Source organism: Streptomyces zingiberis (assembly GCF_012034935.1).
GTDB classification, from domain to species: domain Bacteria; phylum Actinomycetota; class Actinomycetes; order Streptomycetales; family Streptomycetaceae; genus Streptomyces; species Streptomyces zingiberis.
This window is the reverse complement of sequence record NZ_JAATEN010000004.1, coordinates 184525-206595: the sequence shown is the minus strand read 5'-3', so window position 1 is coordinate 206595 and position 22071 is coordinate 184525. Positions and strand designations below refer to the sequence as shown.

At 74.0% G+C, this 22071-nt stretch carries 17 protein-coding genes and 2 pseudogenes; 15 read left to right on the top strand and 4 right to left on the bottom strand.

The window, feature by feature from the left end; genetic code table 11:
- The first annotated feature begins 554 nt into the window (after positions 1-554).
- The 9 genes from HCK00_RS06890 to HCK00_RS06850 all read left to right on the top strand — a co-directional run bounded on the left by HCK00_RS06890 (position 555) and on the right by HCK00_RS06850 (position 9589).
- Positions 555-1841 carry a glycosyltransferase gene (locus HCK00_RS06890; RefSeq protein ID WP_168100876.1) on the top strand — a complete coding sequence of 429 codons (1287 nt, stop codon included), beginning with the start codon at positions 555-557 and terminating at the stop codon, positions 1839-1841.
- A complete protein-coding gene (locus tag HCK00_RS06885; RefSeq protein ID WP_168100875.1) occupies positions 1838-2605 on the top strand; it encodes an SDR family NAD(P)-dependent oxidoreductase in 768 nt (255 codons plus the stop codon). The genes HCK00_RS06890 and HCK00_RS06885 overlap by 4 nt, the downstream gene beginning before the upstream one ends.
- A 10-nt stretch (positions 2606-2615) precedes the next feature.
- The gene (locus HCK00_RS06880; RefSeq protein WP_168100874.1) at positions 2616-3797 is read left to right on the top strand and encodes an MFS transporter; all 1182 of its coding nucleotides are present in this window, start codon (positions 2616-2618) and stop codon (positions 3795-3797) included.
- A gap of 30 nt (positions 3798-3827) precedes the next feature.
- Positions 3828-4862 carry an ROK family protein gene (locus tag HCK00_RS06875; RefSeq protein ID WP_168100873.1) on the top strand — a complete coding sequence of 345 codons (1035 nt, stop codon included), beginning with the start codon at positions 3828-3830 and terminating at the stop codon, positions 4860-4862.
- Positions 4859-5956 carry an alcohol dehydrogenase catalytic domain-containing protein gene (locus HCK00_RS06870; RefSeq protein ID WP_168100872.1) on the top strand — a complete coding sequence of 366 codons (1098 nt, stop codon included), beginning with the start codon at positions 4859-4861 and terminating at the stop codon, positions 5954-5956. The genes HCK00_RS06875 and HCK00_RS06870 overlap by 4 nt, the downstream gene beginning before the upstream one ends.
- A complete protein-coding gene (locus tag HCK00_RS06865) occupies positions 5953-6714 on the top strand; it encodes an SDR family NAD(P)-dependent oxidoreductase (protein WP_168100871.1) in 762 nt (253 codons plus the stop codon). The genes HCK00_RS06870 and HCK00_RS06865 overlap by 4 nt, the downstream gene beginning before the upstream one ends.
- On the top strand, positions 6711-7520 hold the full coding sequence (locus HCK00_RS06860; protein ID WP_168100870.1) for a sugar phosphate isomerase/epimerase family protein: 810 nt from the start codon (positions 6711-6713) through the stop codon (positions 7518-7520). The genes HCK00_RS06865 and HCK00_RS06860 overlap by 4 nt, the downstream gene beginning before the upstream one ends.
- Entirely contained in the window at positions 7517-8749 is a 1233-nt protein-coding gene (locus tag HCK00_RS06855; RefSeq protein ID WP_168100869.1) for a sedoheptulose 7-phosphate cyclase, read from the top strand. Before HCK00_RS06860 ends, HCK00_RS06855 begins: the two co-directional genes overlap by 4 nt.
- Before the next feature lie 294 nt (positions 8750-9043).
- Complete coding sequence (locus HCK00_RS06850) at positions 9044-9589, top strand: NUDIX domain-containing protein (RefSeq protein WP_311765182.1); 546 nt, start codon at positions 9044-9046, stop codon at positions 9587-9589.
- Between the two features lie 541 nt (positions 9590-10130).
- Here HCK00_RS06850 and HCK00_RS27405 read toward each other — a convergent pair.
- A pseudogene (locus HCK00_RS27405) lies at positions 10131-10304 on the bottom strand (DUF5980 family protein); the annotation flags it as partial.
- A gap of 138 nt (positions 10305-10442) precedes the next feature.
- On the bottom strand, positions 10443-11753 hold the full coding sequence (locus HCK00_RS06845; RefSeq protein WP_168101048.1) for a ricin-type beta-trefoil lectin domain protein: 1311 nt from the start codon (positions 11751-11753) through the stop codon (positions 10443-10445).
- 1173 nt (positions 11754-12926) lie between these two features.
- On the opposite strand from HCK00_RS06845, the gene HCK00_RS06840 reads away from it, so the two are divergent.
- The 5 genes and pseudogenes from HCK00_RS06840 to HCK00_RS06820 all read left to right on the top strand — a co-directional run.
- Positions 12927-13181 carry a hypothetical protein gene (locus tag HCK00_RS06840; protein ID WP_168100868.1) on the top strand — a complete coding sequence of 85 codons (255 nt, stop codon included), beginning with the start codon at positions 12927-12929 and terminating at the stop codon, positions 13179-13181.
- Positions 13182-13627: 446 nt separating this feature from the next.
- Positions 13628-14161 carry a GNAT family N-acetyltransferase gene (locus HCK00_RS06835; protein ID WP_168100867.1) on the top strand — a complete coding sequence of 178 codons (534 nt, stop codon included), beginning with the start codon at positions 13628-13630 and terminating at the stop codon, positions 14159-14161.
- A gap of 73 nt (positions 14162-14234) precedes the next feature.
- Positions 14235-15737, top strand: a complete 1503-nt coding sequence (locus tag HCK00_RS06830; RefSeq protein WP_168100866.1) for an ABC transporter substrate-binding protein — start codon at positions 14235-14237, stop codon at positions 15735-15737.
- 74 nt (positions 15738-15811) lie between these two features.
- The gene (locus HCK00_RS06825; protein WP_168100865.1) at positions 15812-17677 is read left to right on the top strand and encodes an ABC transporter permease subunit; all 1866 of its coding nucleotides are present in this window, start codon (positions 15812-15814) and stop codon (positions 17675-17677) included.
- Positions 17674-18930, top strand: a pseudogene (locus tag HCK00_RS06820) (MFS transporter); the annotation flags it as partial. The gene HCK00_RS06825 and the pseudogene HCK00_RS06820, both read left to right, overlap by 4 nt.
- 409 nt (positions 18931-19339) lie before the next feature.
- Here HCK00_RS06820 and HCK00_RS06815 read toward each other — a convergent pair.
- A complete protein-coding gene (locus HCK00_RS06815) occupies positions 19340-19780 on the bottom strand; it encodes an ankyrin repeat domain-containing protein (RefSeq protein ID WP_168100864.1) in 441 nt (146 codons plus the stop codon).
- Positions 19781-20137: 357 nt separating this feature from the next.
- Here HCK00_RS06815 and HCK00_RS06810 point away from each other — a divergent pair, with 357 nt between their 5' ends.
- Positions 20138-20332, top strand: a complete 195-nt coding sequence (locus HCK00_RS06810; RefSeq protein ID WP_168100863.1) for a hypothetical protein — start codon at positions 20138-20140, stop codon at positions 20330-20332.
- 92 nt (positions 20333-20424) lie between these two features.
- Here HCK00_RS06810 and HCK00_RS06805 read toward each other — a convergent pair whose 3' ends face one another.
- Positions 20425-21996: an SCO1417 family PLP biosynthesis transcription factor gene (locus tag HCK00_RS06805; protein WP_168100862.1), complete on the bottom strand. Its 1572-nt coding sequence runs from the start codon at positions 21994-21996 to the stop codon at positions 20425-20427.
- Between the last annotated feature and the right edge of the window lie 75 nt (positions 21997-22071).

Genomic DNA, 22071 nt, shown 5'->3' with positions numbered 1-22071 from the left:
ATGAGCCGCCCGCCGGTTTCGGCACGGGCGGACGGTTTTTGCGTCGGCAGACACCCCGAGACTTTGGAGATGCGGTGAACATTTACCCAACGGCCATCCCACCGCCCACCCTCCCGTGTTAGCGTCCTTTGTGATGGCCGTCGGCAGATCATCCGCGAGGAATCGAGCGGCGGCACTGTCAGCAACCCGGTCGGCAATCCGGCCGTCAATCCGGGCGGCAGCACTGCCGACAATCCGGGCGGTGGAGCCAGCCGGCCGGATGACGAGCAGTCGGCCATTCTCTTTTCTCAACAGCATCTCAGCCGCGCCGGCCCAAGGGCCGATAACCGCGGAGACCGGGATCCCGAAAACGCTCCCCCTGCGGAAGGGAACTGCTGCCGGAGCGGCCGACGGCGTACGGGCCGAGAGACCGGCGCCGGCCGGAGCACGCTCCCCGCCGGCCACCGGCGCGGGCAGCGGCCTGCCGGGACCCCCGCAGCACCATCCGAGCCAACCCCGGCCGGCCGCCCGTCATGGCGTGCCGCCGGTCATCGACGCAGAGCGGAGGAGGAGACATGCCGACACCGGCATGGGAGGTCGAACCCACCGGTGAACGCCGGAGACTGGTACACGTCAACGCGACGGCCCAGGGTGGTGGGGTCGCGGAGCTCCTGCACGGCCTGGTGGCGTACCAGCAGACCGCGGGAGTCGACGTCGGCTGGGCGGTGATCTGCGGTGACGAGGGCTTCTACGCGGTGACCAAGCTCCTGCACCACCTTCTGCACGGCAACGCCGATCCGGCCCGGCTCCGGCCCGAGTTACTTCGGACGTACCGTGATCGGCTGGCATCGCAGATTCCCTGGTTCACCGAGCGGCTCACCCGCGACGATGTCGTCGTCCTCCACGATCCGCAGACGCTCGGACTCGCTCCGGCGGTGAGAGCCACGGGCGCCCGTGTGGTCTGGCATTGCCATGTCGGAGCGGACGTCCCACGGGACCGGGGACCCGGTGCCGTCTGGCACGCCTTCGAGGCGGAACTCTCCGCGGTCGACGCGGTGGTCACGACCTTGCCGGAGTTCGCTCCCCCGTCCGTACCGGCGGCCGGCAGGTTCGTCGCCGCGCCGGCGATCGACCCCTCCGCACCGAAGAACCGGCATCTGGAGCCACCGGAGGTCGCCGCGCTGCTGGACAGGGCAGGACTGACCGCGGACCGCACCGCTTCGGACGTCAGGGTCGTCCAGCGCGCGCTCTTGCCGGCCGGCGCCCGTGTGGTGTTACAGGTCTCGCGCTGGGATCCGCTCAAGGACATGCCGGGCGTGGTGCGTTCCGTCGTGGGCCTCCCCCCGGATGTACACCTGGTGCTCGCCGGCACCGACCCCACCGAGATACCGGACGACCCCGAAGGCCTGGCCGTCCTTGCCGACGTCGAGGAGACGCTTGCCGGACTGACGCCGGCGGACCGGGCACGGGTGCATCTGGTCAATGTGTCGATGCGGAACCCGCTGGGCAATGCGCTGCTGGTCAACGCTTTGCAGCGCCGGGCGGACGTGGTTGTGCAGAAGAGTCTCGAAGAGGGCTTCGGCCTGACCGTGACCGAGGCGATGGTCAAGGGCCGGGCGGTCGTGGCCTCGGCGGTGGGAGGACTGCGGCAGCAGGTGACCCACGAGCGCAACGGGCTCCTGGTCGATCCGGCCGACCTCGCCGGGGTCCGGGCCGCGCTCACCCGGCTGCTCGACGACCCCGCCCTGCGCCGCCGACTCGGCGAGCAGGCCCGCAGCGACGCCCTGGAGCGGTACACGATGGCACGGCTCGTCGAGGACTACGGGGTCATCGCCGGGTCGGCCGAGGGGGCTCTGGCATGAGTGTCGCCGTCGTCACCGCCGCCAACGGGGGAATCGGCCGTGCCGTGGTCCGCTCCCTGCTCGCCGGGAACGTCGTCTCCCGCGTGGTCGCCGTCGACCTGGCGGAGCCGGTGACCTCCTTACCCGGCTTACCCGGCGGAGCGGAACCGCTCTGCTGCGACCTGCGCACCGACGAGGGGCTGGCCACCCTGGCCGAGGCCGTCCCCGGAGAAGTCGCCGTGCTGGTCAACGTCCTCGGCGGGGAACGGCAGCCACCGGTGGAGCCCATCGAGGACGTGGCCTGGCCGCCGCCGAAGGTGTGGGACGACATCATCGACCTCAACCTCTCCGGCGTCTACCGGGTCACCAGGCTCCTCGCCGGACGGCTGGTGCCGGGCGCCGCGATCTGCAACGTCAGCTCCATCGCCGCCACCATGCCGTGGATCGTCTCGCCCGCCTATGGGGCCGCCAAGGCAGCCCTGGAGCACTGGAATCACTCACTGGCCACGCTCCTGGCCGAGCGCGGCATCAGGGTCAACCTGGTCCGTCCCGGGTTCGTCTGGAGCCGGCAGTGGCAGTTGGTCGACCGGGCCGAGTTCGAGGAAGTGGTGCGCGACCGGGTGCCGCTCCGGCAGGTCACCGGCGCGACACCGACCGATCGTGAGCAGACGGCGGACGACGTCGCCCAGGCCGTCTCGTTCCTGTGCTCGCCGGCAGCGGCGCACATCACCGGCCAGGCCGTCAACGTGGACGGCGGCGCGGCCCTTGTGCGCGCAGCCCGTTGAGAGGAGCCGCATGGAAAACACCGCTGTGACCGGCGCGACCAGGCTGCGAGGCAGCACGGTCTTCCTGGGCTTCGGCGCGTTCGGACTGCTGTGGGGCCTGTACGCCGCGGCGCTGCCGGAGATCAAGAGCAACACCGGTGTCTCCGACGGTGAACTCGGCACCGCGCTCGCGTGTGTGGGCCTCGCGGCGGCGCCCGCGATGTTTCTGACCGGCCGGCTGCTGGACCGTTACGGAAGGCCGGTGGTACTCGGATCGCTGTTCCTGTTCGCCGCGGTGGCCTCGTTGCCGACGCTGGCCACGTCCATGACCACCCTGGTCGTGACGCTCCTGTTCTTCGGATTCGGATCGGGCTGCTGCGATGTCGTGATCAACAGTCTGGCCGCGACGGTCGAGGCCGAGACGGGCGGGCGGGTGCTCAACCGGGCCCATGCCCTGTTCAGCGTGGGCCTGCTGGCCGGCACCGTGACCACCGGCGTCACCCATGCCGTCGGGATATCGGTCACCTGGCCGCTCGCCGGGCTGGCCGTCGTCACCATCGCGGGCGGATGGGCGCTCCGCGGAAGGGTGCCACCGCGCTTGGGCCGCGCGCACACGCCGGACAAGCCGGCCGGCCGCCGCAGGATCAACGCGGTCGTCCTCGGGTTCGGTCTGCTCGCCGCGCTGGCCATGCTGGTGGAGAGCGGGGTCCAGCAGTGGAGTGCCGTGTTCCTGGTGGACGGGGTCGGTGCCTCACCCAGCCTGGCGGGCCTCGCACCGGGGGTGTTCGCCGGCTCGATGGCGCTGGGCAGGCTCGCCGGCCACTGGCTGTCCACGCGGTGGTCCGACCGTGTCGTGCTGCTGCTGTCGGGGCTCGTGTCCGCGCTGGGGGTGCTGGTCGTCGCCTCGTCGCAGCGGCCTCTGGTCGCGCTGGCCGGATTCGCCGTCACCGGCCTGGCCATCTCGGCGGCGGCCCCCACCGTGTACAGCGTGGCCGGCCGGAACGCCCCGGCCGAACGCCGCGGGGCCGTCATCGGCCTCACCGCCTCCATCGGCTATGCCGGGCTGCTGCTCGGTCCCGTGGTCGTCGGACAGGTCGCCGAGTTCACCCAGCTGCGCACCGCGATCGGCTCCCTGGTCGTGGTCTCCCTGGCGGTGAGTCTCGCGGCTCTCCTGCTTCGGACAGCTGACGGAGACGGCCGCCCCAGTCAGTAACCATCACCATCGCCACCGGGGGATCACGCGTTGGACACGACCCGACCTTCCATCACCGTCTTCGACATCGGAGGAACGCATCTGCGCTGGGCCGACTGGTCACCGGAGCGCGGGCTGGGGCAGGTGCGGCGCAGCCCGTCGCCGAGCCGGACCCGCCGGCCGGACGCCGCCGTCGACGCATTGCAGTCGGCACTGGTGCGGGCCGTGGCCCGGCCGGTTCCCCGCGGGGGCGTCGCCGGGGTCTCCTTCGGTGCGGCGCTCGACCACCGCACCGGGACCGTTTACGCCTCCGCTCCCCTGTGGGGCGCGCACACCCAGCCCTTCGACCTGCTCGCCGCCCTGCGTTCGGCCCGGCCCGACGTGCGGTGGCACGTCGTCAACGACGTCACCGCGGCCTTGCTGCACCTGGCGGAATCGCGGACCGCACCTGACCGGTGCAAGATCCTGCTCACCACGATCAGCACCGGAATCGCCTGCCGCAGCATCGACCGGCGCACCGGTGAGATCCCCCTCGACGGATGCGGTCTGCAAGGCGAGATCGGTCACCTGCCCGCCTCCGTCGTCCTCGACGGCCTCCCGGTCGACCTGCGCTGCGACTGCGGCGAGCCGGGGCATGTGGCGGCGTTCTCCTCCGGGCCGGGTATCCGCCGGCTCAGCGGCGTCATGCGGGACCGCGCGCCCGGGCCGTGGAACGCTTCCCGGATCGGCGCTCGGCTCGCCTCCGGAACGGAGTTCGAGACGGCGCTGGCGGAAGCGCTGGACGAAGACGACCCGCTGGCGACCCGGCTGCTCGACGCGGCGACCGGCCCGGTGGCCGACGTCCTGCGCGTCGCCCTGTGCCTTGATCCGCAGATCGGCCTCGCCGCCTTCACCGGAGGTGTCGCGGCGGGCCTCGGTGACCACTACCGCGACGCGCTCCTGAGGCACCTGGACCGTTCCGGCCTGTACCTCACCAGCACACGGGATCCCGGCTGGGTACGCGAGCGCATCGTCGTCTGCGGCCCGGGCCAGGCGGACGGACTCATCGGCGCCGGGCTCGCCGCGCTGGCCGGGGAGGCGGCATGACCGGGCACCGCGCGATCATCCGGACGAGCACCACCGTCGCCGTCGGCACCCGGCCCACCGCGACGCCGGGGCCCGGGGAGCTGAGCATCGCGACGCTGTACGCGGGGTTGTGCGGCACCGACATCCAGATGCTGCGCGGCCTGCGCGACGACCCCTCCCCGGTGATCGGCCACGAGGGGATCGCCCGCGTGGTGACGGCCGGCGCGGGCGTACCCGACTGGTGCGCGCCGGGCACCTTGGTCGCCGTCAACCCGACCCATCCGACGGACCCGGGTTTCCTGCTGGGGCACAACGTCGAGGGACTGTTGCAGGAACGCACGCTGCTGCCGGCCGCGGCGCTCGCCGGCGGCATGGTCCTGCCGCTCCCCGCGGCCACGGACGTCAGCCTGGCACCCCTGCTGGAGCCGCTCGCAGTCGTCCGCTACGCGCTGACGGAGCTGCGCGCCTTCGCCCCCCGCACCCTGCTGGTCGTCGGGGACGGCACGGTCGGGCACCTCGCCGTCCGTGCCGCCTGTCGCTGGCTGGGCGAGGACGTGCGGGTGGCGCTGGTCCACCACACCCCGGACGGCAGGGCCTTCAGCCGGGCGGGGCCACACCACGCCGATCTGCTGCTCGGTGCCGGGGAACTGGCCACCGCCCGGTGGGACGCTCCGGTCACAGCGCTGGTGGCCACGCCCCGGGACGCCACCGTGGCCGCGTTGGAGGCGGTGCTCGCCGTTGCCGGGCCCGGCCTCGCCGTGGACATCGTCGGTGGACTGCCCCCGGGAGCGAGCACGCCGTCGTTGCCCGGACTCGACCTCACCGCCCTCCGCGCGGCCAACTGCGGTGGCATTCCCGACCCCGCCAGCATCACCACCACCGCACAAGGTGTGCGCCTGTTCGGGCACCGGGGCGTGGCCAACGGGCATCTCCTCGACGCCGCCGCGGAACTCGCCCGCGACCCGGAGCACTACCGGGACCTCATCACGCACGACACCGATCTCGCCGGCGCGGCCCGCGTCATGCGAACCCTGGCGGGCTCACGTCACCGCGTCATCGACGGCCGGCGGCTCGTCAAACTCGGCGTGCGCGTCAACGACAGGGAGCAGACATGAGGAACGACACACCGCTCGCCGGCCACCGCGCCCTCGTGGTCGGCGGCTCGACGGGCATCGGCCGCGGCATCGCCGACGCCTGGGCCGCCGCGGGCGCCGAGGTGACCGTCTGCAGCCGCAGCCGCCCCGCCGGTCCGGGCTCCGAAGCGCTGTGCTGGGAAGGACTCGACCTCACACAGCGGCAACAGGCACGCTCGCGACTGCGTGATCTCGCGCAGGGCCCCCTCCACGCGGTGTGTTTCGCCTCCGTTCACTACGGCGCCGGGCGGGCCCCGCTCAGCGACGTGACCGAGCAGGAGTGGCTGGACCAGCTGGCCGTCAACACCACAGGTCTGTGGCTCACCCTGGCGGCGGCCCTGCCGTCACTGCGCGCCGCCGCGCCGGGGCTCTTCCTCGGCGTCTCGTCCGAGGTCGCCTTCAACGCCGGTCCGGGGAGAGCCGGCTACGCCGCCACGAAAGCGGCGTCGAAGACGCTGCTGGACTCCGTCGCCCAGGAGGAGGACAGCTCACAGGTGCGCGTCGTGCAGGTGCTGCCCGCCGGCATGGTGGACAGCCCGGGCATCCGCAGCCGGCGACCTGACGACTTCGACTACACCTCCTACATGAAGCCCTCCGCCTTCGACGCGGTGGCCCGCGAACTGGCCGTGACGGCCGGAGAGAAGTACCACGGCGAGAGCCTGGTGGTGGGTGACGACGGGCGGTGGTGGTCGGCGTACGGCTCGGCACCGGTCTCCCAGAACCGGCCGGTGGGGTCATGAACTGCCAGGTGGGCCTGGCCGAATGGCGGCTCCCCGTCTCCGGGGCCGAGGCGCTGCACCTGGCCCGGACCGTCGGAGCCGACGGCCTGCAACTGGATCTCGGCGGCCCCGGGCGGGGCGAGTGGCTCGACGGGCCCGGCCGCCTCGACGCGATACGCGCGGCTGCGGAGTGCACCGGCGTGCGGCTGCTCGCGGTCGGGGGGAACCACCTCAACGATGTCGGCTTGATGTCACCGGCGGCGCGCCCGGTCCTGGAACGCCTCCTGGACACCGCTCACGCGCTCGCCGTGCCGCTCGCGTTCGTGCCCAGCTTCCGTCGCAGCGGCATCGACGGACCGGCCGCCCTGGAACACACCGCCGAGGTGCTGGCCTGGGCCGCCGCGGAAGCCGAGGCCCGGGGCCTCCTCGTGGCGAGTGAGAACGTACTCACCGGCGAGCAGGCGCGCACGCTCGTCCGACGGGTCGCCTCGCCGGCGTTCCGCGTCCTGCTCGACACGTTCAACCCGGTCACGGCCGGACTGGCATGTGACGTGCTCGTCGCCGAGCTGAGCGACGTCCTGGCCGACCAGATACACCTCAAGGAAGGCCCCCCGGCCACCGGCGCCGGCCCACCCCTGGGCACCGGTACCGGCCGGCTCGACGACACCCTCCGCGCGCTGCGCGACCACGGGGTCCCGGTCCGGGCCGCGGTCCTGGAGAACGACTACCGCGACGGGGATCGCGCCCGGTTGCTCGCCGATCTGCGCTGGGCGCGGCAACGAACAGCGTCACTCGGCAGGACAGAACAGAAGGAGAACGGGGAATGACCGGTAACAGCCTGACCGACACCTCTTCGGGCCTCTACTTCAAGGACCACTCACAGGAATGGCTGGTGCGCGCCCAGAAACAGATCAGTTATGAGGTCCGGCTCCGGGACGGAATCTTCCGGCCCGAGTGCACCGACCTCCTGGAGCAGGGCGCGGGAACCAGCGACAGGGCGCGCCGCTTCATCGTCGTGGACAGAAATGTCGAATTAATGCACGGGGATCGCATCCGGTCCTACTTCGAATTCCACGGCTTCGACTACTCGATCATGGTGGTGGAAGCGAACGAAACGCTCAAGAACCTGGACACGGCGACACGCATCGTGAGCGAGCTCGACACCTTCGGCGTGGCACGCCGCAAGGAGCCGCTCATCGTCATCGGCGGTGGCGTGCTGATGGACATCGTCGGGCTGGCCGCGAGCCTGTACCGCCGGGGCGCCCCGTTCGTGAGGGTTCCCACCACCCTGATCGGGCTGGTGGACGCCGGTGTCGGTGTCAAGACGGGCGTGAACTTCAACGGCCACAAGAACCGGCTGGGCACCTACACGCCCGCGGACCTCACGCTCCTGGACCGCCAGTTCCTGGGCACCCTGGACCGGCGCCACATCGGCAACGGCCTCGCCGAGATCCTGAAGATCGCCCTGATCAAGGACCGCGCGCTTTTCGGCTCCCTCGAGGAGTACGGTCCCACCCTGCTGGACGAGAAGTTCCAGGGAGTATCGGCAGCGGGCGACCGGGCCGCACGGTCGGTGCTGCACTCCGCGATCCACGGAATGCTCGATGAATTGCAGCCCAATCTGTGGGAGGCCACACTCGAGCGCTGCGTCGACTACGGGCACACCTTCAGCCCCACGGTGGAGATGCGCGCTCTGCCCGAGCTCCTGCACGGCGAAGCCGTCTGTGTGGACATGGCGCTCACCACCGTCATCGCGTGGCGCCGCGGCCTGCTCACCGAAGCGGAGCGCGACCGGATCTTCGCGGTGATGTCCCTGCTGGAGCTGCCGAGCTGGCACCCGATACTCGACCCGGAGGTGCTGGTGAACGCCCTCCAGGACACCGTGCGCCACCGGGACGGCCTGCAGCGGCTGCCCCTGCCGGTCGGGATCGGTGATGTGACCTTCGTCAACGATGTCACACCAGGGGAGCTCCAAGCTGCCGTCGCCGTGCAGCAAGAGCTGGGTGACGCACGGCTGCCGAAGGCGAGCGGTGAACAGGCCGTCAGGGACCGGTAGCCGTCCGGGACCTCCCCGAGCGCGCTCCCGGACGGATCCCGCGTCCGGACCACGGTCACCGGCGCCGTCATGGGCGTGCCCGCACGACCCCGGTGACGGAGAATCACCCTCGCGGAACCGCCGACCGAGCCACCGGCATCACGAAGGAGCCGACGCCATCCACCCCCATGGTCGCCACCAGGACCCCGTCAGGGCCCGGCCCACCGGGCCGCTCACCGTCCCCGGCCCCTCCGGCGGAACGTGCGCACGCGGCAGCGGCGAAGGCCGCGCCGACGACCTCCCGGCGGTGGCCCGGTGATCGAACCCCTGCGATCCCGCGAGGTGTACCGCAACGCGTGGATGACCGTGCGGGAGGACGACGTCCGGCACAGCAATGGTCACCTGGGCGTGTACGGGGTGGTGGACAAGCCGGACTACGCCTTGGTCATCCCCCGCCAGGGGAATCTGCTCCACCTGGTGCAGCAGTACCGCTACCCGGCCGGCGGCCGGTTCTGGGAGTTCCCTCAAGGCTCCTGGCCGGACGGGCGCCCCACCACGGACCCGGGTGAACTGGCCCGCAGCGAACTGCGTGAGGAGACGGGACTGCGGGCCGGACGCGTCACGAGCCTCGGACGGCTCCATGTCGCCTACGGATACGCCAGCCAGAGCTGCCACGTGTTCCTGGCCGAGGACCTGGAGGCCGGCGAGCCCGAGCGTGAACCGACCGAGGCCGACATGCGGCAATGCCGGGTCGACCCGGACGGGTGGTGGGCCCTGATCCGGGCGGGCGAGATCACCGACGCGGCCTCCATCGCCGCGTTCGCCCTGCTGAGCCGGCCGGCGACGGCCCCGCACGCGTGACGAGGCGGCGGCACCGGCCACGCCGTCCCCGAAGCCGGACACGGCCACGGTGCTGCGCCGGCCCGACGGGCGCAGACGTCACCGGGCGACAGCCCGGCGCAGCCACCACCGGCAGCGGACCGCGGAATATGACTCTCCGGTAACCGCCGCGGGGCCGCCATCGGCCACACGGCCGGCGTGCCCGTTTCATGGGTGTGGTCCGACAGGTTCGCCACCCCAGGTCGTCCCGGCGCGACGGCGACGGCGGGGGTCTCACCTTTCTCGTCTTCGCCACCGCGGTCGGCCTGGGCGCCGCGCCCACCCGGAATCGGGGGGACGCCCACGCGCCTTCCGGACAGCTGCCCTCGTGGCTTGCGCCGTCGCCGGAGCCGCCGCGGGCATCACTTCCCCGGCGGTGTCGGCGGCCACCACCGGCACCGTGACCACCTCGGCCGGTCCACGGATGCGGGCGCTCCCGGGAGGGGCGACGGCCCGGCCCGGTCGACGTGCGGCGACCGGGCCGGGTTTCCCGGCACCACGGCTCACCTACGGCCGGCTGGGGTCAGCACCCCTCCCGGACGCCGATCAGTATCGGGGGGGTCTGGGTGTCGGTGCCGTCGGTGGCCCAGATCCCGGCGGTGTACTCCCCGGCCGGGACCGGAACGAGCGACAGCCCGACGAAGCCGGCGCCCGACGGGGCCGCAGGACGGGGGTCCCGCCCCGCGGCCCCGGAGGCCGGCGGGAGATCCGGTGCCCGCCGGGCGGCGGGGGCCGGCCGGCGGCGGTGACGCGGTGTCGCGGTGACGGACCGGTTCCGGTCAGCGCGTTCGCCCGGATGCGGGCCCGCGGGGGTGCCGTGGCCGGGCCCGGTGGGTCAGCTCTCCAGGCGCCAGCGCTGATTCGCTCCGCCGGTGCAGCTCCACAGCTGGATCTTCGTCCCGTTGGCGGTCGCCTGGCCGACGGCGTCCAGGCAGAGTCCCGACTGCGCTCCTGTGATCGTGCCGTCGGAGTTGACGTTCCACTGCTGGTCCGCCTGGTTGTTGCAGTCCCAGATCGCGACGGGGCTGCCGTTGGCCGCGCCCTGGCCGGCCCCCAGGCACTTGTTGCCGTAGACCTTCAGCTGCTTGCCGTCGGTCCGGGTCCACCGCTGGTTGGCACCGCCGTTGCAGTCCCACAGCTGGGCCTGCGTGCCGTTGGCCGTGGTGGAGTTGTTGATGTCGAGGCAGCGTCCCGACTGCTGGCCCACGATCCGCTGGTCGCCGGAGGGCTGCTCCGGCGCGTTCGAGTCGAACTGCGTGATGAACTGCCACACCGCCGCCGACGTCCAGGTGCGCCAGCCGCTGCCGGTCGAGCCCTCGATGGGGCCGGGGTCGTGGCCTCCGTCGAACGCGGCCCAGACGACCGGGTATCCGGACCGGCATCCGGAGTAGGTGGTGATGGTGTGCGTGAGGCTTCCGTTGGCCGGCTCGGGCGGGTTCTGCGCGGTGCAGCCGTTGTTCCGGACGAAGGTGTCGCGCAGTTGCCGTCCCATGGAGATGGGCAGCACGTTGTCCCGGAGGCCGTGCAGGCCCATGTAGGCGATGGGCTGCGTGCCGCCGTCGCATCCGCTGAGGTTCGCGCCGGAGTAGACCGCGACCGCGCGGAAGACCGTCGCCCGGGAGCAGGCGAGGGCGTACGACATCCCCCCGCCGTAGCTGAAGCCGCCGGCGAACACCTGGGCGGTGTCGACGCACAGGCCCGCCTTGATCTCGTTCACCATGGCGTCGACGAAGGCCACGTCCTGGCCGCCGGGGTTGGCCCAGCCGTTGCCGTTCCCCTGCGGGGCGACGAAGATCGTGCTGTTGTTCGCGCCGTCCGCCAGGCGCCTCAGGCCGTAGTAGGACCAGTTGTACCCGTCCGTGCCACCCGAGTCGACGTCGGCCGCCGTACCGCCCCGCCAGTGGAAGCCGAAGAACACCCGGTAGGGCCGGTTACTGTCGTAACCGGCCGGAATCCGCAGGATGTAGCTGCGGTTCTGGCCGCCGCTCTGAATGGTGCGGGTCCCACTGGTCAGCGCCGGGGACTTGCCGCAGCCGGCGCTCGGCGCGGCGGCGGCCTTCGGGGCCGGCGTGGGCGCGCCGGCGGCGGTGCTGAACGAAGGGCTCGCGGCCGTCAGGACAAGACCTAACGCGGCCAGGACGGACATCACGAGCGGAACGCGCATCAAGCGCGGTGGACGTCTCATGCTCTCCTTCTTCCGTGTGCGAGGGATGGGCAGGGGGCGCCGGTGTCCGGAGGCGGAACCGGCTGGTGCGCCGGTGGCGCCGGAGGCCGGCGTTCACCGCACCGCGGGCCGAAGCGGCGGCCGTGGCGCGGACACAGCCGTCACGGACAGCCCGGAACCCCGGGGTGACGATCTGGAACAGGCGGGGCCGCCGGCCGAGCGGCCACCGGTTGATCGCTGCCTCCGCCGGGCGCCCGCCGGCGGACGTCGGCGGACGGGTACGCGCCCGGCGGAGTCATCCCCGGTGCCGGCGACCAGGGTGTGGCCTCGGTTGACGGTGCGGTGGGAGCCATCGCCGGGGCGTTCAGCACCCACCGCAGGCCGTCGTCACGGTCGTGGTTCCCCTGCTGGGGGCAGGCGCGGAGGGGCGGTGTCCCCGCCGGCGGTCCTCACCCAGGTGGTGGAGCCGTCCTCCACGCCCAGGAGGGCACACCGGAGAAGGTGGCCTCGACCGTGTGAGCCGGGGCGGCGGCGCAGCGCGCGCCGGGCGGGGGCCCGGTGAGGTGTGGTCCGGGAGCCGCCGGGCTCCGGGACGGAACGGGTGAAGGCTGCATTCTGTTCCTTGGGCATGTGGGGGGAAAGGGGACAGAGAGTGCCGTGCCTGTCCGGTGCCTGTCCGAAGGTGCCAGGGGACCCGAGAGCATCACCAGGGAGCCGAAGGCATCCCGTGCCGACAGTGATTCCACACACCTCTGACGCTGTCAACAGACCTGCCGTCCCCGGCCGGAACCGCATCCTTCCCCTTCCGGTGAGTGGTCGGCCGTGGTGACGGAACGACGGGCACGGTGTCCGGCCGACCGCCGCCGCGCCGGGGCAGGTGGGAATCCGGCCCACCACCATCGACACTGGTGACAGGGGTACGCACCCGGCAGCGGGCCCCTGCCGCTCTCGATCGCCGCGTGGCGCCCCGCGGCGCGCCCGGGCCGGGCCGCCTCCCCGTCAGGATCCGTCTCCCCTCGCCCGTCCGGAGGTGGTGATCACCTGAGGACCGGCATCAGACAACCTTCCCCGGCCGCATGCCGTCCTGTCCGGTGCCGCGCTCGGGAACTCCCCCCGGGGCGTGCGAACATCCCGGATACGAAGAACGGCAGTGAGATGCTGAACCCCTCTTACAGTCTGGACGTCCCGGAGGACTTCGACGACTCGGACGCCGAGACCGGTGTGCACCCGATGGCCAGAAAGCTCTTCCTCGGAAAGAACGCCGCCCAGGTCTTCTCGAAGGCCCACGCCTGGGTGGCCGAGCACGACATCCACATCGCGGACGTCTCATGGGATTTCCTCACCGACGAGGACGAGCCTTACTGCCTGAGCGTGTACTTCACGTTCGAACTGCCCGCCACGGAGGAGTGAGGGGCTGAGACGAAACGCTCCGGAGCCCCGCGAACAAGGGGACGGGCGGGCCCTGAGCAACCACGAGCACCTTCCCCACGCCGGCTCCCCTTCCGGCGGGGACGGCCCGTGAAAGGTGTGATCCGCCAGGGCGTAGGGGCAGCCGGCTGGCGCGAATGACTTCTCAGCCTCCGCTCCCGCGTTCACGACCGCCCGCTGCGCCGATGCCAGCCTCCGCGGGGACGCTTCCGCCGGGCACGCGGAGCCGCCGCGCTTGAAGCGGCCCTCCCCTCGCGTGCACCCGGCCCCCGGCCCCCGGCCCCCGGCCCCCGCGGCGATGTCACGATCTCCGCTTGCCGCGCCACCCCCGAGGCCCGCGCTCCCACTACTCGGGTGCCTGACGGCGTCCCCGTCCGGGAGTCTTCCCCCCTGCCCACCTCCGCCAAGTTCCTGCATAGGATGCGCAGGTGCAGAATTACCGCATCAGAACCGCGACGGTGGCCGACCTCGACGGGGCGAGGGCCGTGATGCTCGACGCCGTGTACCGCGACTTCGGGACCGGTTATGTGCCGGCCTGGCACGCGGACATCATCGACCCGGGCGCGTTCTACCTGACCCCGCCCCGGCACACCCTGCTCGTCGCGGTGGACGAGGAGAACGGGGCGGTCGCCGCCACGGCCGCGCTCGACGCGCGGGGGCCGGCGCATCCGCCGAACCCCCGCCCGCTGGCGGAGCGTTTCCCCTCGGGCGAGACCGCGCAGCTCCGGCGGGTCTGCGTGCGCCCGGAGCACCGGCGGCGCGGACTGGCCCGCCGCCTGGTGGCGGAACTGCTGGACTTCGCACGGGCGGACGGGGGGTACCGCTCCGTCTACCTGCACACGCATCCGGACTCACCCGGCGCGATGGGGTTGTGGCGGACGCTCGGCAAGGCGGTCTGGGACGATCGGGACGACGCACCCGGCGGAAACGGCGTCGTGCACTTCGAGATCCCGCTGGCTTAAATGAAAATCATGTTCATATAATCCGGTTCATGCCGCCGGGCGACCCGGCCCCCGACGAACCAGGACCAGGACCTTGAGGACTCCCCGCCGCCGGCTCATCGCCGGCCTCCTGCTCACCCCGCTGCTCTCCGGCTGCTTCTCCTCCGGCGGCTCCTCCGGCTCCGGGGCCTCCGGCTCCGGTGACGGCGGCCGCCTGCGGGTCGCCCTGGCGTTCGCGCCCGCGGAGAACTACTCCCCGTACGGCGGGGACGCCTACCTCCTCTCCCGGCTCGGCGTCACCGAGGGGCTGACCCGGCTGGGCTCCAACGGCACCGCCGAGCCCGCCCTCGCCGAGTCCTGGAGCGGCGCCCCGGACGGCAAGAGCTGGCAGTTCACCCTGCGGGAGGCCACCTTCCAGGACGGCACCGACGTCACCGCCGAGGCCGTGGCCACCGCCCTCACCCACGCCGCCGGGGCGGCCCCCGCCCCGGCCGCTCTCTCCGGCGTGAAGCTCACCGCCCGGGCCGTGGGCGGCGACCGGGTGAAGGTCACCACCGCCACCGCCGACCCGGCTCTGCCGCTGCGCCTGACCAACCCCTCCCTCGCCGTCTTCTCCCCCAAGGCGTACGGGAAGGGCGGAAAGGTGAACCCGGTCGCCACCGCCACCGGCCCCTTCACCCTCACCAGGGCCACCGGCTCCACCGCGGCCACCCTCGACCGCTTCAACGACTACTGGGACGGCAGGGCCCAGGCCCCCGGGATCGACGCGCGATACATATCGGACGGCACCGCCCGCGCCAACGCCCTGCGCACCGGGGAGGTGGACATCGCGGAGTCGGTCCCCGTCGCACAGATCGGCTCCCTGGAGAAGGGCACCGTCCACGAGACCGGCACCGTGCGGAACACCAGCCTGTATCTCAACACCCGGGACGGCGTGTTCCAGGACGCGGGGCTGCGGGCCGCCGCACGGGAGGCGATCGACACCTCCGCCGTCGCCGAAGGCGTCTACGAGGGGTACGCCGAGCCCGCCGAGGGACTGTACGGACCCGCCCTGACCTGGGCGGCCGGCAAGCGGACCGAGCCGGCCGGGCGGGCGGAGGCCACGAACCCGGGGGGCAGGCGCGTCTCCGTCGCCACCTACAGCGACCGCGCCGAGCTGCCCGAGGCCGCGCAGGTGCTCCAGCAGCAGCTGGAGAAGGCTGGCTTCCGGGTGAAGCTGGAGGTGCGCACCTACGCGCGCCTGGAGGACGACCTGCTGGACGGGGAGTTCGACGCCGTGGTGGCCGCCCGCAACATGCTGCTCGACACCGGGGACCCGGTCACCGTGCTGGCCGGTGACCACACCTGCGAGGGCTCCTACAACCTGGCGTTCCTGTGCGACGAGAAGGTCGACGAGCGGGTCGCCGCCGCACAGGCCGCGACCGGCACCACCGAACGGCAGGACGCGGCCATGCGGGCCGAGGCCGCGGTCCTCTCCACCGACGCGGTGATCCCCCTGGTGCACCTGAAGCTCGTCACCGGCATCGCGACACCGGTCAAGGGCACCGTGCTCGACCCGTACGAGCGCCGGCTCGTCTCCACCGGGACCCGGCGCTGAAGCCGGCGGCCGGACCCGGCGCCGCCCGGCGCGCCTTCACCACGGGCGGCGGCCCGGTCCTCCTGTGGCGGGCCGTGCTGACGGCCGGTCTCGTCGGCGCCGTCGGCCTGCTGCCGTGGCTGTCGCGCACCGACCCGGCGCTGACCGTCCTCCGGGCCCGGTCGGCCGAGCGGGACCCGACCCCCGAGGCGGTGCGGGCCGTCCGCGCCGAACTGGGACTCGACGACGGTCCGTTGCCGCTGCTCGCGCGCTGGCTCGGCGGCCTGCTGCGGGGCGACGCCGGCCGGTCCTGGGTGTCGGGAACCGAGGTGCTGCCCACCGTCGTGCCGGCCCTCGGAGTCTCCCTCCTGCTGATGGCCGGGGCCGTGGCCGTCGCCGCGCTCACGGCCGGCGCCGTGAGCGCGCGCACCCTGTGGCTCGGCTCCCGGCGCCGGCTCGGCGGCCGCGGCCCCGGCCGCACCGGGTCGGCGGTCCTCGCGGCACTGCCCGAGTTCCTGATCGCCTCCGTGCTGGCCACGGCCGTCGGCGTCCACCTGGGCTGGCTGCCCGCGCTCGGCTGGCAGGGCCCGCGGTGGATGATCCTGCCCTCGCTCGCCCTGGGCCTGCCGGCCGGCGCCGTCCTGGGGCGGATGCTGGACGACCTGCTGCCCGCGGCGTTCGCCGAGCCGTGGGCGCGGTCGGCCGCCGCGCGCGGCATCCCGCCCTCGGCGGTGGCGGGGCAGACCCTGCGCCGCTGCGTTCCCGCCGTGCTGCCCAATCTGGGGCTGTTCGTGGTGGGCCTGACCGGTGGGGCGGTCGCCGTCGAGCAGATCTTCGACATCCCCGGCCTCGGCCGGCTCACCCTGCGCGCCGCCCTGGCCCAGGATCTTCCGGTGTTGCAGACCGGAACGCTCGCGCTCGTCCTCCTCGCGGGGGTGACCGCGGGGGCGGCCCGGCTCGGCGGGCGGTGGCTGACCGGGCCGGCGCTGCGCGACGGCGCCCTGCACTCCCTGCACCCGCCGGCCACGCTCTCGTCGCCCGCCGTGCCCCTGGTGCTCGCCTTCCTGCTCGCCGCCGTCATCGGCCTCGGCCTGCCCCACGACCCGCTCGCCCTCGACACCGCCGCCCGCCTCCAGCCTCCCTCCGCCGCCCATCCGTTCGGCACCGACGCCCTCGGCCGGGACGTGCTGGCGCGGGTCGCACACGGCGCCCTCACCACCCTGGGAGCGGCGCTGGTGGTGAGCGCCGCCGCCCTGCCCGCCGGCATCCTGCTCGGCCTGGCGCCCCGCCTGTCCGGGCCACCGGCCGACACCGTCAACGCCGTACCGCCCGTACTGGCCGCCCTGCTGGTCACCGGCGTCGCGGGCAGCGGCCCGTGGACGCCCGCGCTGGCCGTGGCGGCGGTCGCCTGGACCCCGCTGGCCACCCACACCTCCGCCCTGCTGCGGCAGGAACGCGCGGCGCTCCATCTCACCGCCACCCGCGCGCTCGGCGCGGGCCGCCGGCATCTGCTCCGGCACGCGCTGCTGCCCGCCGTCCTGCCGCCCGTCCTCCGGCACGCCCTGCTCCGGCTCCCCGGGATCGCCCTGAGCCTCGCCGCGCTCGGCTTCCTCGGCCTGGGCGCCCAGCCGCCGTCGCCCGAGTGGGGGCTGCTGCTCGCCGAGAACCAGCCGTACGCCGAACGCGCGCCCTGGGCGGTTCTCGCCCCCGCCGCCGTCCTCGCCCTGCTCGGCGCGGTGGCCGTGACGGCGGCGGGCGCGTCGTGGGCGCCCCGTACGGGGCGGAGGCCGGACCGCGGACGCGGAGGCGCCGCGGATGCCAGGGGCGCCGGGGGCGCCGGGGGTGGCTCCGCGCCGCCCTCCGTGCCTTTCCGGCACACCACCACCGTCCCGGCGTCCCCGCCCTCGCGCTCCCCCGCCCCCGCCCCTGCCCGCACCCCCGACGGAACCCTCCGCTCATGAACGGCCCGCTCCTCCGCCTCCCCGGCAGGCGCACCTCCGCCGCCCCGGGCGCCGCCCGCGAGCGCACCTGGGCGCGCCTCCCGCCACTGCTGCGCCTGCTGATCCTGACCCAGCTCGCCTTCAACGTCGGCTTCTTCGCGGTGCTGCCGTTCCTCGCGGCGCACCTCGGCAGCGCGATCGGCATGGCGGGCTGGCTGGTCGGTTTCGTGCTGGGGCTGCGGACCTTCAGCCAGCAAGGACTGTTCGTGGCCGGGGGGCTGCTCGTCGACCGGTACGGGGTGCGGCCCGTGGTCCTGGCGGGCTGCGCGCTGCGGATCGCCGGTTTCGCGTGGCTGGGATACGCGGCGGCGACCTGGGCGGTGATCGGCGCGGTCCTGCTGATCGGCTTCGCCGCCGCGCTGTTCTCCCCGGCCGTGGAGTCGGAGGTGGCCCGGCAGGCCGTAGTGTGGGAGGAGGAGGGGCACGGCCCGCGGACACGGGTCCTGGCCCTGTTCTCGGCCGCGGGCCAGGCCGGGGCGTTCGCCGGCCCGCTGCTGGGGGCCCTGCTGCTCGCGGTGGACTTCCGTACGGCCTGCCTGGCGGGGGCGGGGGTCTTCGTCCTCGTCCTCGCCGGGCACGCCCGGCTGACGCCCCAGCACATACCGGGCCGGGCGCGGGTGCGGGGCCGGGGAGGGATACGGGCGCTCGCCCGCAACCGGCGCTTCCTCGCGCTGTGCCTGGCCTACGGCAGTTATCTGCTCGCCTACAACCAGCTCTACCTGGCCCTGCCCGCCGAGGTGGAACGGGCCACGGGCTCCCAGACCGCCCTGTCCTGGCTGTTCGCGCTGTCCTCCCTGCTGGTGGTGTGCGCCCAGCTCCCGGTCACCCGCTGGGCGGGGGAACGGCTCGGCCTGCGCCGGTCCTCCGTCGCCGGACTGCTGCTCGTCGCCGCCGGGTTCGCCGTGGTGGCCGCCGCCCGGCCCGCGGGCTGGACGGGCCTCACCGGACTGCTGCCGGCGGCGGGGTACGTCGTCCTGCTCACCGTGGGCCAGATGCTGATCGTGCCCGCGGTCCGGGCCTGGGTGCCCGATCTCGCCGCGGAGGGCCGCGTGGGTCTCCACACGGGCGCGTTGTCCTCCGTCGCCGGCCTGATCGTGCTCGTCGGCAGTTCGGCGAGCGGCTGGCTGCTCGGCCTCGGCCTCCCGCCCGCCGTGCCGTGGCTGCTCCTGGCCGCCGTGCCGGCCCTCGCGGTGGCGGTGGTGCCGCGCCGGGCGCCCGCCCCCGGCGCGGGACGGACGGCGGTGGAGGTGACCGGCGGGAAGGGCGCCGGGGACGCGGAGGCGGGACCCGCGCGCCGACGTCCCCCGCGCCGCGCGGGCTCGGTCCCGGCCGCGGGGGGAGGAGCGCGGGATCCCGCCGGGTCGGCGAGGGCCGCCCCCTCCACGGGCCGCGGGGACGGAGCAGGTGCCCGGGCGTCCATGGGGCCGGCCGATGCTGCCGGCGGCGAGGCCCCGTGACATCCACGCCGGGGCGGTCCGCCGGGCGGGGTGCCACCCATGCCCCGTCCGTTCCGTCCTCCGGATGACCTCCCGGCCGCGGGACGGGGCGTTCCCTCTCCCCCGGCCACGGCCGGTCCTTCTCGTGGGTGCCCCGCCGCCCCGCCCACCCCGGGGCGGGCGCCGGTCAGGCGGCGCCGAACAGGTCCAGCAGTTCCGTGCGGGCGAACATCCGGGCCGTGTCGACCGCCGAGGGAGTGCCCAGCGCCGGGTCGGCGCCGCCCGCGAGCAGGGCCCGCGCCACCTCGGCGTCCCCTTTGAACGCGGCCCCCGCCAGGGGGGTCTGGCCGCGGTCGTTGACGCGGTCGGGGTCGGCCCCCCGGGCGATCAGCGCCCGCACCGCGTCGGCGTGCCCGTGGTACGCGGCGAGCATGACGAGGCTGTCACCCTTGTCGTTGGTGAGGTTGGCGGGCACGCCGGCGTCCACGTAGGCGGCGAGGGCCTCGGCGTCACCGGCGCGGGCGAGGCCGAAGACGCGCCCGGCGAGTTCGATCACGCCCTCGTCCACCGGGGAGGGGGCCGGGCCCGGCCCGCCGTCCCGTGGTCCGTCGGCGGGGGGCTGATTCATCGTCCCGCTCCTCCTTCTCGGGTTTTCCCGGGTTTCCCGGGTTCCGGGTGCCGGGTTTCGGGGATCACGGGACTTCCCGGGGAGTCCCGGGCCCGCGCCCGTACGAGTGAGGCGCCACCCTACTGGCCCGATCACGGTCGCGCGGGCCCGGGGCGCCTGCCCCGCGCGCCGGGGCGGCACGCCCCTTGCGGCGGGCCGCTTCCGCGTGCCGGGACGGGCCCGGGGGCGCGGAGATCACCCCTTTGCGCCTTCGCCCGGAGCGACACGCGGTGTGAAGGTGGTTCCACGCGCAGTGATCGCGCGGCCGGCCGCGCAGTGACCACCGTGCCCACCGCGGCTCAGCACCAGGAGGTCATCATGATTCTGTCCATCTCCGGCGTCGTCCTGCTCGGCGTCATCGTCTTCCTCTTCACCCGGAAGGACGGGCTCAAGATCACCCACGCCGTGGTCTGCGCCCTGTTCGGCTTCTACCTGGCGGGGACAGCCGTCGCGCCGGGCATCAAGGCGGGCGGCGCGAGCCTGGCCAGCCTGCTGGACAGCATCCGGTTCTGAGGGCACGCCGGCCGGTACGCCGCCCTGGCCGGTCCGGCCGCCGGCCGGTACAGGCGCGCCCCCGCCCGCCACGGACCGCCGGGCCGGCTCCGTCACGCGACCAGACTGCGGGTCTCCGCCGCGGTGGCCGCGCCCGTCCGGACCAGCCGGGCCGCCTGGGCCAGCCGGGCCGCCGCGGTGTCGGCCACCGCCCCGTTCACCGTGAACGGCAGCCGCACATAGCCCTCGAAGGCGCCGTCCACACCGAAGCGCGGCCCCGACGGCACCCGGACCCCCAGCCCGGCTCCCGCCTCGGCGATCCGGGAGCCGGACAGCCCGCCGGTGCGGGTCCAGAGCGTGAGCCCGCCGCGCGGCACGTCGAACTCCCAGTCCGGCAGGTGCAGGCGCACCGCCTCGACCAGCGCGTCACGGTTCTCCCGGGCCTGTTCGCGGCGGAGGGCCACGGCCTCGTCCCAGCCGCCGGTGCGCATCAGCCAGCCGACGGCGAGCTGCTCCAGTACCGGTGAGCCGAGGTCGGCGGCGGAGCGGGCGGCGACCAGGGAGCGGATGAGGTCGGGGGCGGCGCGCACCCAGCCTATCCGCAGACCCGCCCAGAACGCCTTGCTCGCGGAGCCGACCGTGACGACCGTGGAGCCTGCCGGGTCGAACGAGGCGACGGGGCGCGGGAGTCCGGCACCCGGAGCGTCCCCGTCCCGGCCCCCGCCGCCGCCCTCGGCCCCGTCCGGGCCGTCGAGCCGCAGCTCCGCCATGGTCTCGTCGACGACGAGGACAGTGCCCGACGAGCGTGCCGCCGCCACCAGCTCCCGCCGTTGCTCCTCGCTCGCGACCGCCCCGGTGGGGTTGTGGAAGTCGGCGACGACGTAGGCCAGCCGGGGCGCCGCCTCCCGCAGCACCGCCCGCCAGGCGGGGAGATCCCAGCCGGCCAGCCCGTCGGCCATGGCCACCGGGACGAGCCGGGCGCCCGCCTCCCGCATCAGCTGGAGGATGTTGGCGTAGCTGGGGGATTCCACGGCCACCCGCTCGCCGCGCCCGGCCAGCAGGTGGAAGGCCGCGGCCACGGCACCCATGGCTCCGGTGGTGACCATGATCTGCTCGGGCATCGTCGGGATGCCGCGCCGGGTGAAGCGGTCGGCGAGCACCTGGCGCAGTTCGGGGAGGCCGGCCGGGTAGTCGCCGTGGGTACGGGCGTGGGGCGCCAGCTCGCCCAGGGCGCCCTCCACGGCGCGGGTCAGCCAGGGCTCGGGGGCGGGCAGGGCGGCGCAGCCGAGGTCGATCATCGTCCCGGCGGCGTCCGGCGGCAGCGGGTCGAGCCCCCGGGTGGGCAGCGGGGTGCCGGCGGGCACGGTCGTCCAGCTCCCCGCGCCGCGACGGGACTCCAGGAACCCTTCGGCGCGCAGCGCCTCGTAGGCGGAGGCCACGGTGGTGCGGCTCAGCGAGAGCGCCGCGGCGAGTTCGCGTTCCGCCGGGAGGCGGGCGGCGACCGGGACGCGGCCCTCGTGGAGCAGCAGCCGCACCCCGTCGGCGAGGGCCCGGTAGGCCGGCATCCGGCGGCCCGCCGCGGTGGTCCCGTTGCCGGCCGCTCCCGGCGGGACGGCGGCGTTCTGCGAGCGGAGCAGCCGGGCCAGATGCGCGGCCCCGACCGACGAAGTCCACCGAGTCGTCATTCCGGTCCACCTTCCGCGGATTGGCCATGGAACGGCGAGGTTTCCGGTCCACAGACTGACATGCGACAGGCCAGT

Excerpts from the sequence above, each read along its gene's own strand:
- HCK00_RS06890 (WP_168100876.1), top strand. The coding sequence starts at position 555 with ATGCCGACACCGGCATGGGAGGTCGAACCCACCGGTGAACGCCGGAGA.
- HCK00_RS06885 (WP_168100875.1), top strand. The coding sequence starts at position 1,838 with ATGAGTGTCGCCGTCGTCACCGCCGCCAACGGGGGAATCGGCCGTGCC.
- HCK00_RS06880 (WP_168100874.1), top strand. The coding sequence starts at position 2,616 with ATGGAAAACACCGCTGTGACCGGCGCGACCAGGCTGCGAGGCAGCACG.
- HCK00_RS06870 (WP_168100872.1), top strand. The coding sequence starts at position 4,859 with ATGACCGGGCACCGCGCGATCATCCGGACGAGCACCACCGTCGCCGTC.
- HCK00_RS06865 (WP_168100871.1), top strand. The coding sequence starts at position 5,953 with ATGAGGAACGACACACCGCTCGCCGGCCACCGCGCCCTCGTGGTCGGC.
- HCK00_RS06860 (WP_168100870.1), top strand. The coding sequence starts at position 6,711 with ATGAACTGCCAGGTGGGCCTGGCCGAATGGCGGCTCCCCGTCTCCGGG.
- HCK00_RS06855 (WP_168100869.1), top strand. The coding sequence starts at position 7,517 with ATGACCGGTAACAGCCTGACCGACACCTCTTCGGGCCTCTACTTCAAG.
- HCK00_RS06845 (WP_168101048.1), bottom strand. The coding sequence starts at position 11,753 with ATGTCCGTCCTGGCCGCGTTAGGTCTTGTCCTGACGGCCGCGAGCCCT.
- HCK00_RS06840 (WP_168100868.1), top strand. The coding sequence starts at position 12,927 with ATGCTGAACCCCTCTTACAGTCTGGACGTCCCGGAGGACTTCGACGAC.
- HCK00_RS06815 (WP_168100864.1), bottom strand. The coding sequence starts at position 19,780 with ATGAATCAGCCCCCCGCCGACGGACCACGGGACGGCGGGCCGGGCCCG.
- HCK00_RS06810 (WP_168100863.1), top strand. The coding sequence starts at position 20,138 with ATGATTCTGTCCATCTCCGGCGTCGTCCTGCTCGGCGTCATCGTCTTC.
- HCK00_RS06805 (WP_168100862.1), bottom strand. The coding sequence starts at position 21,996 with ATGACGACTCGGTGGACTTCGTCGGTCGGGGCCGCGCATCTGGCCCGG.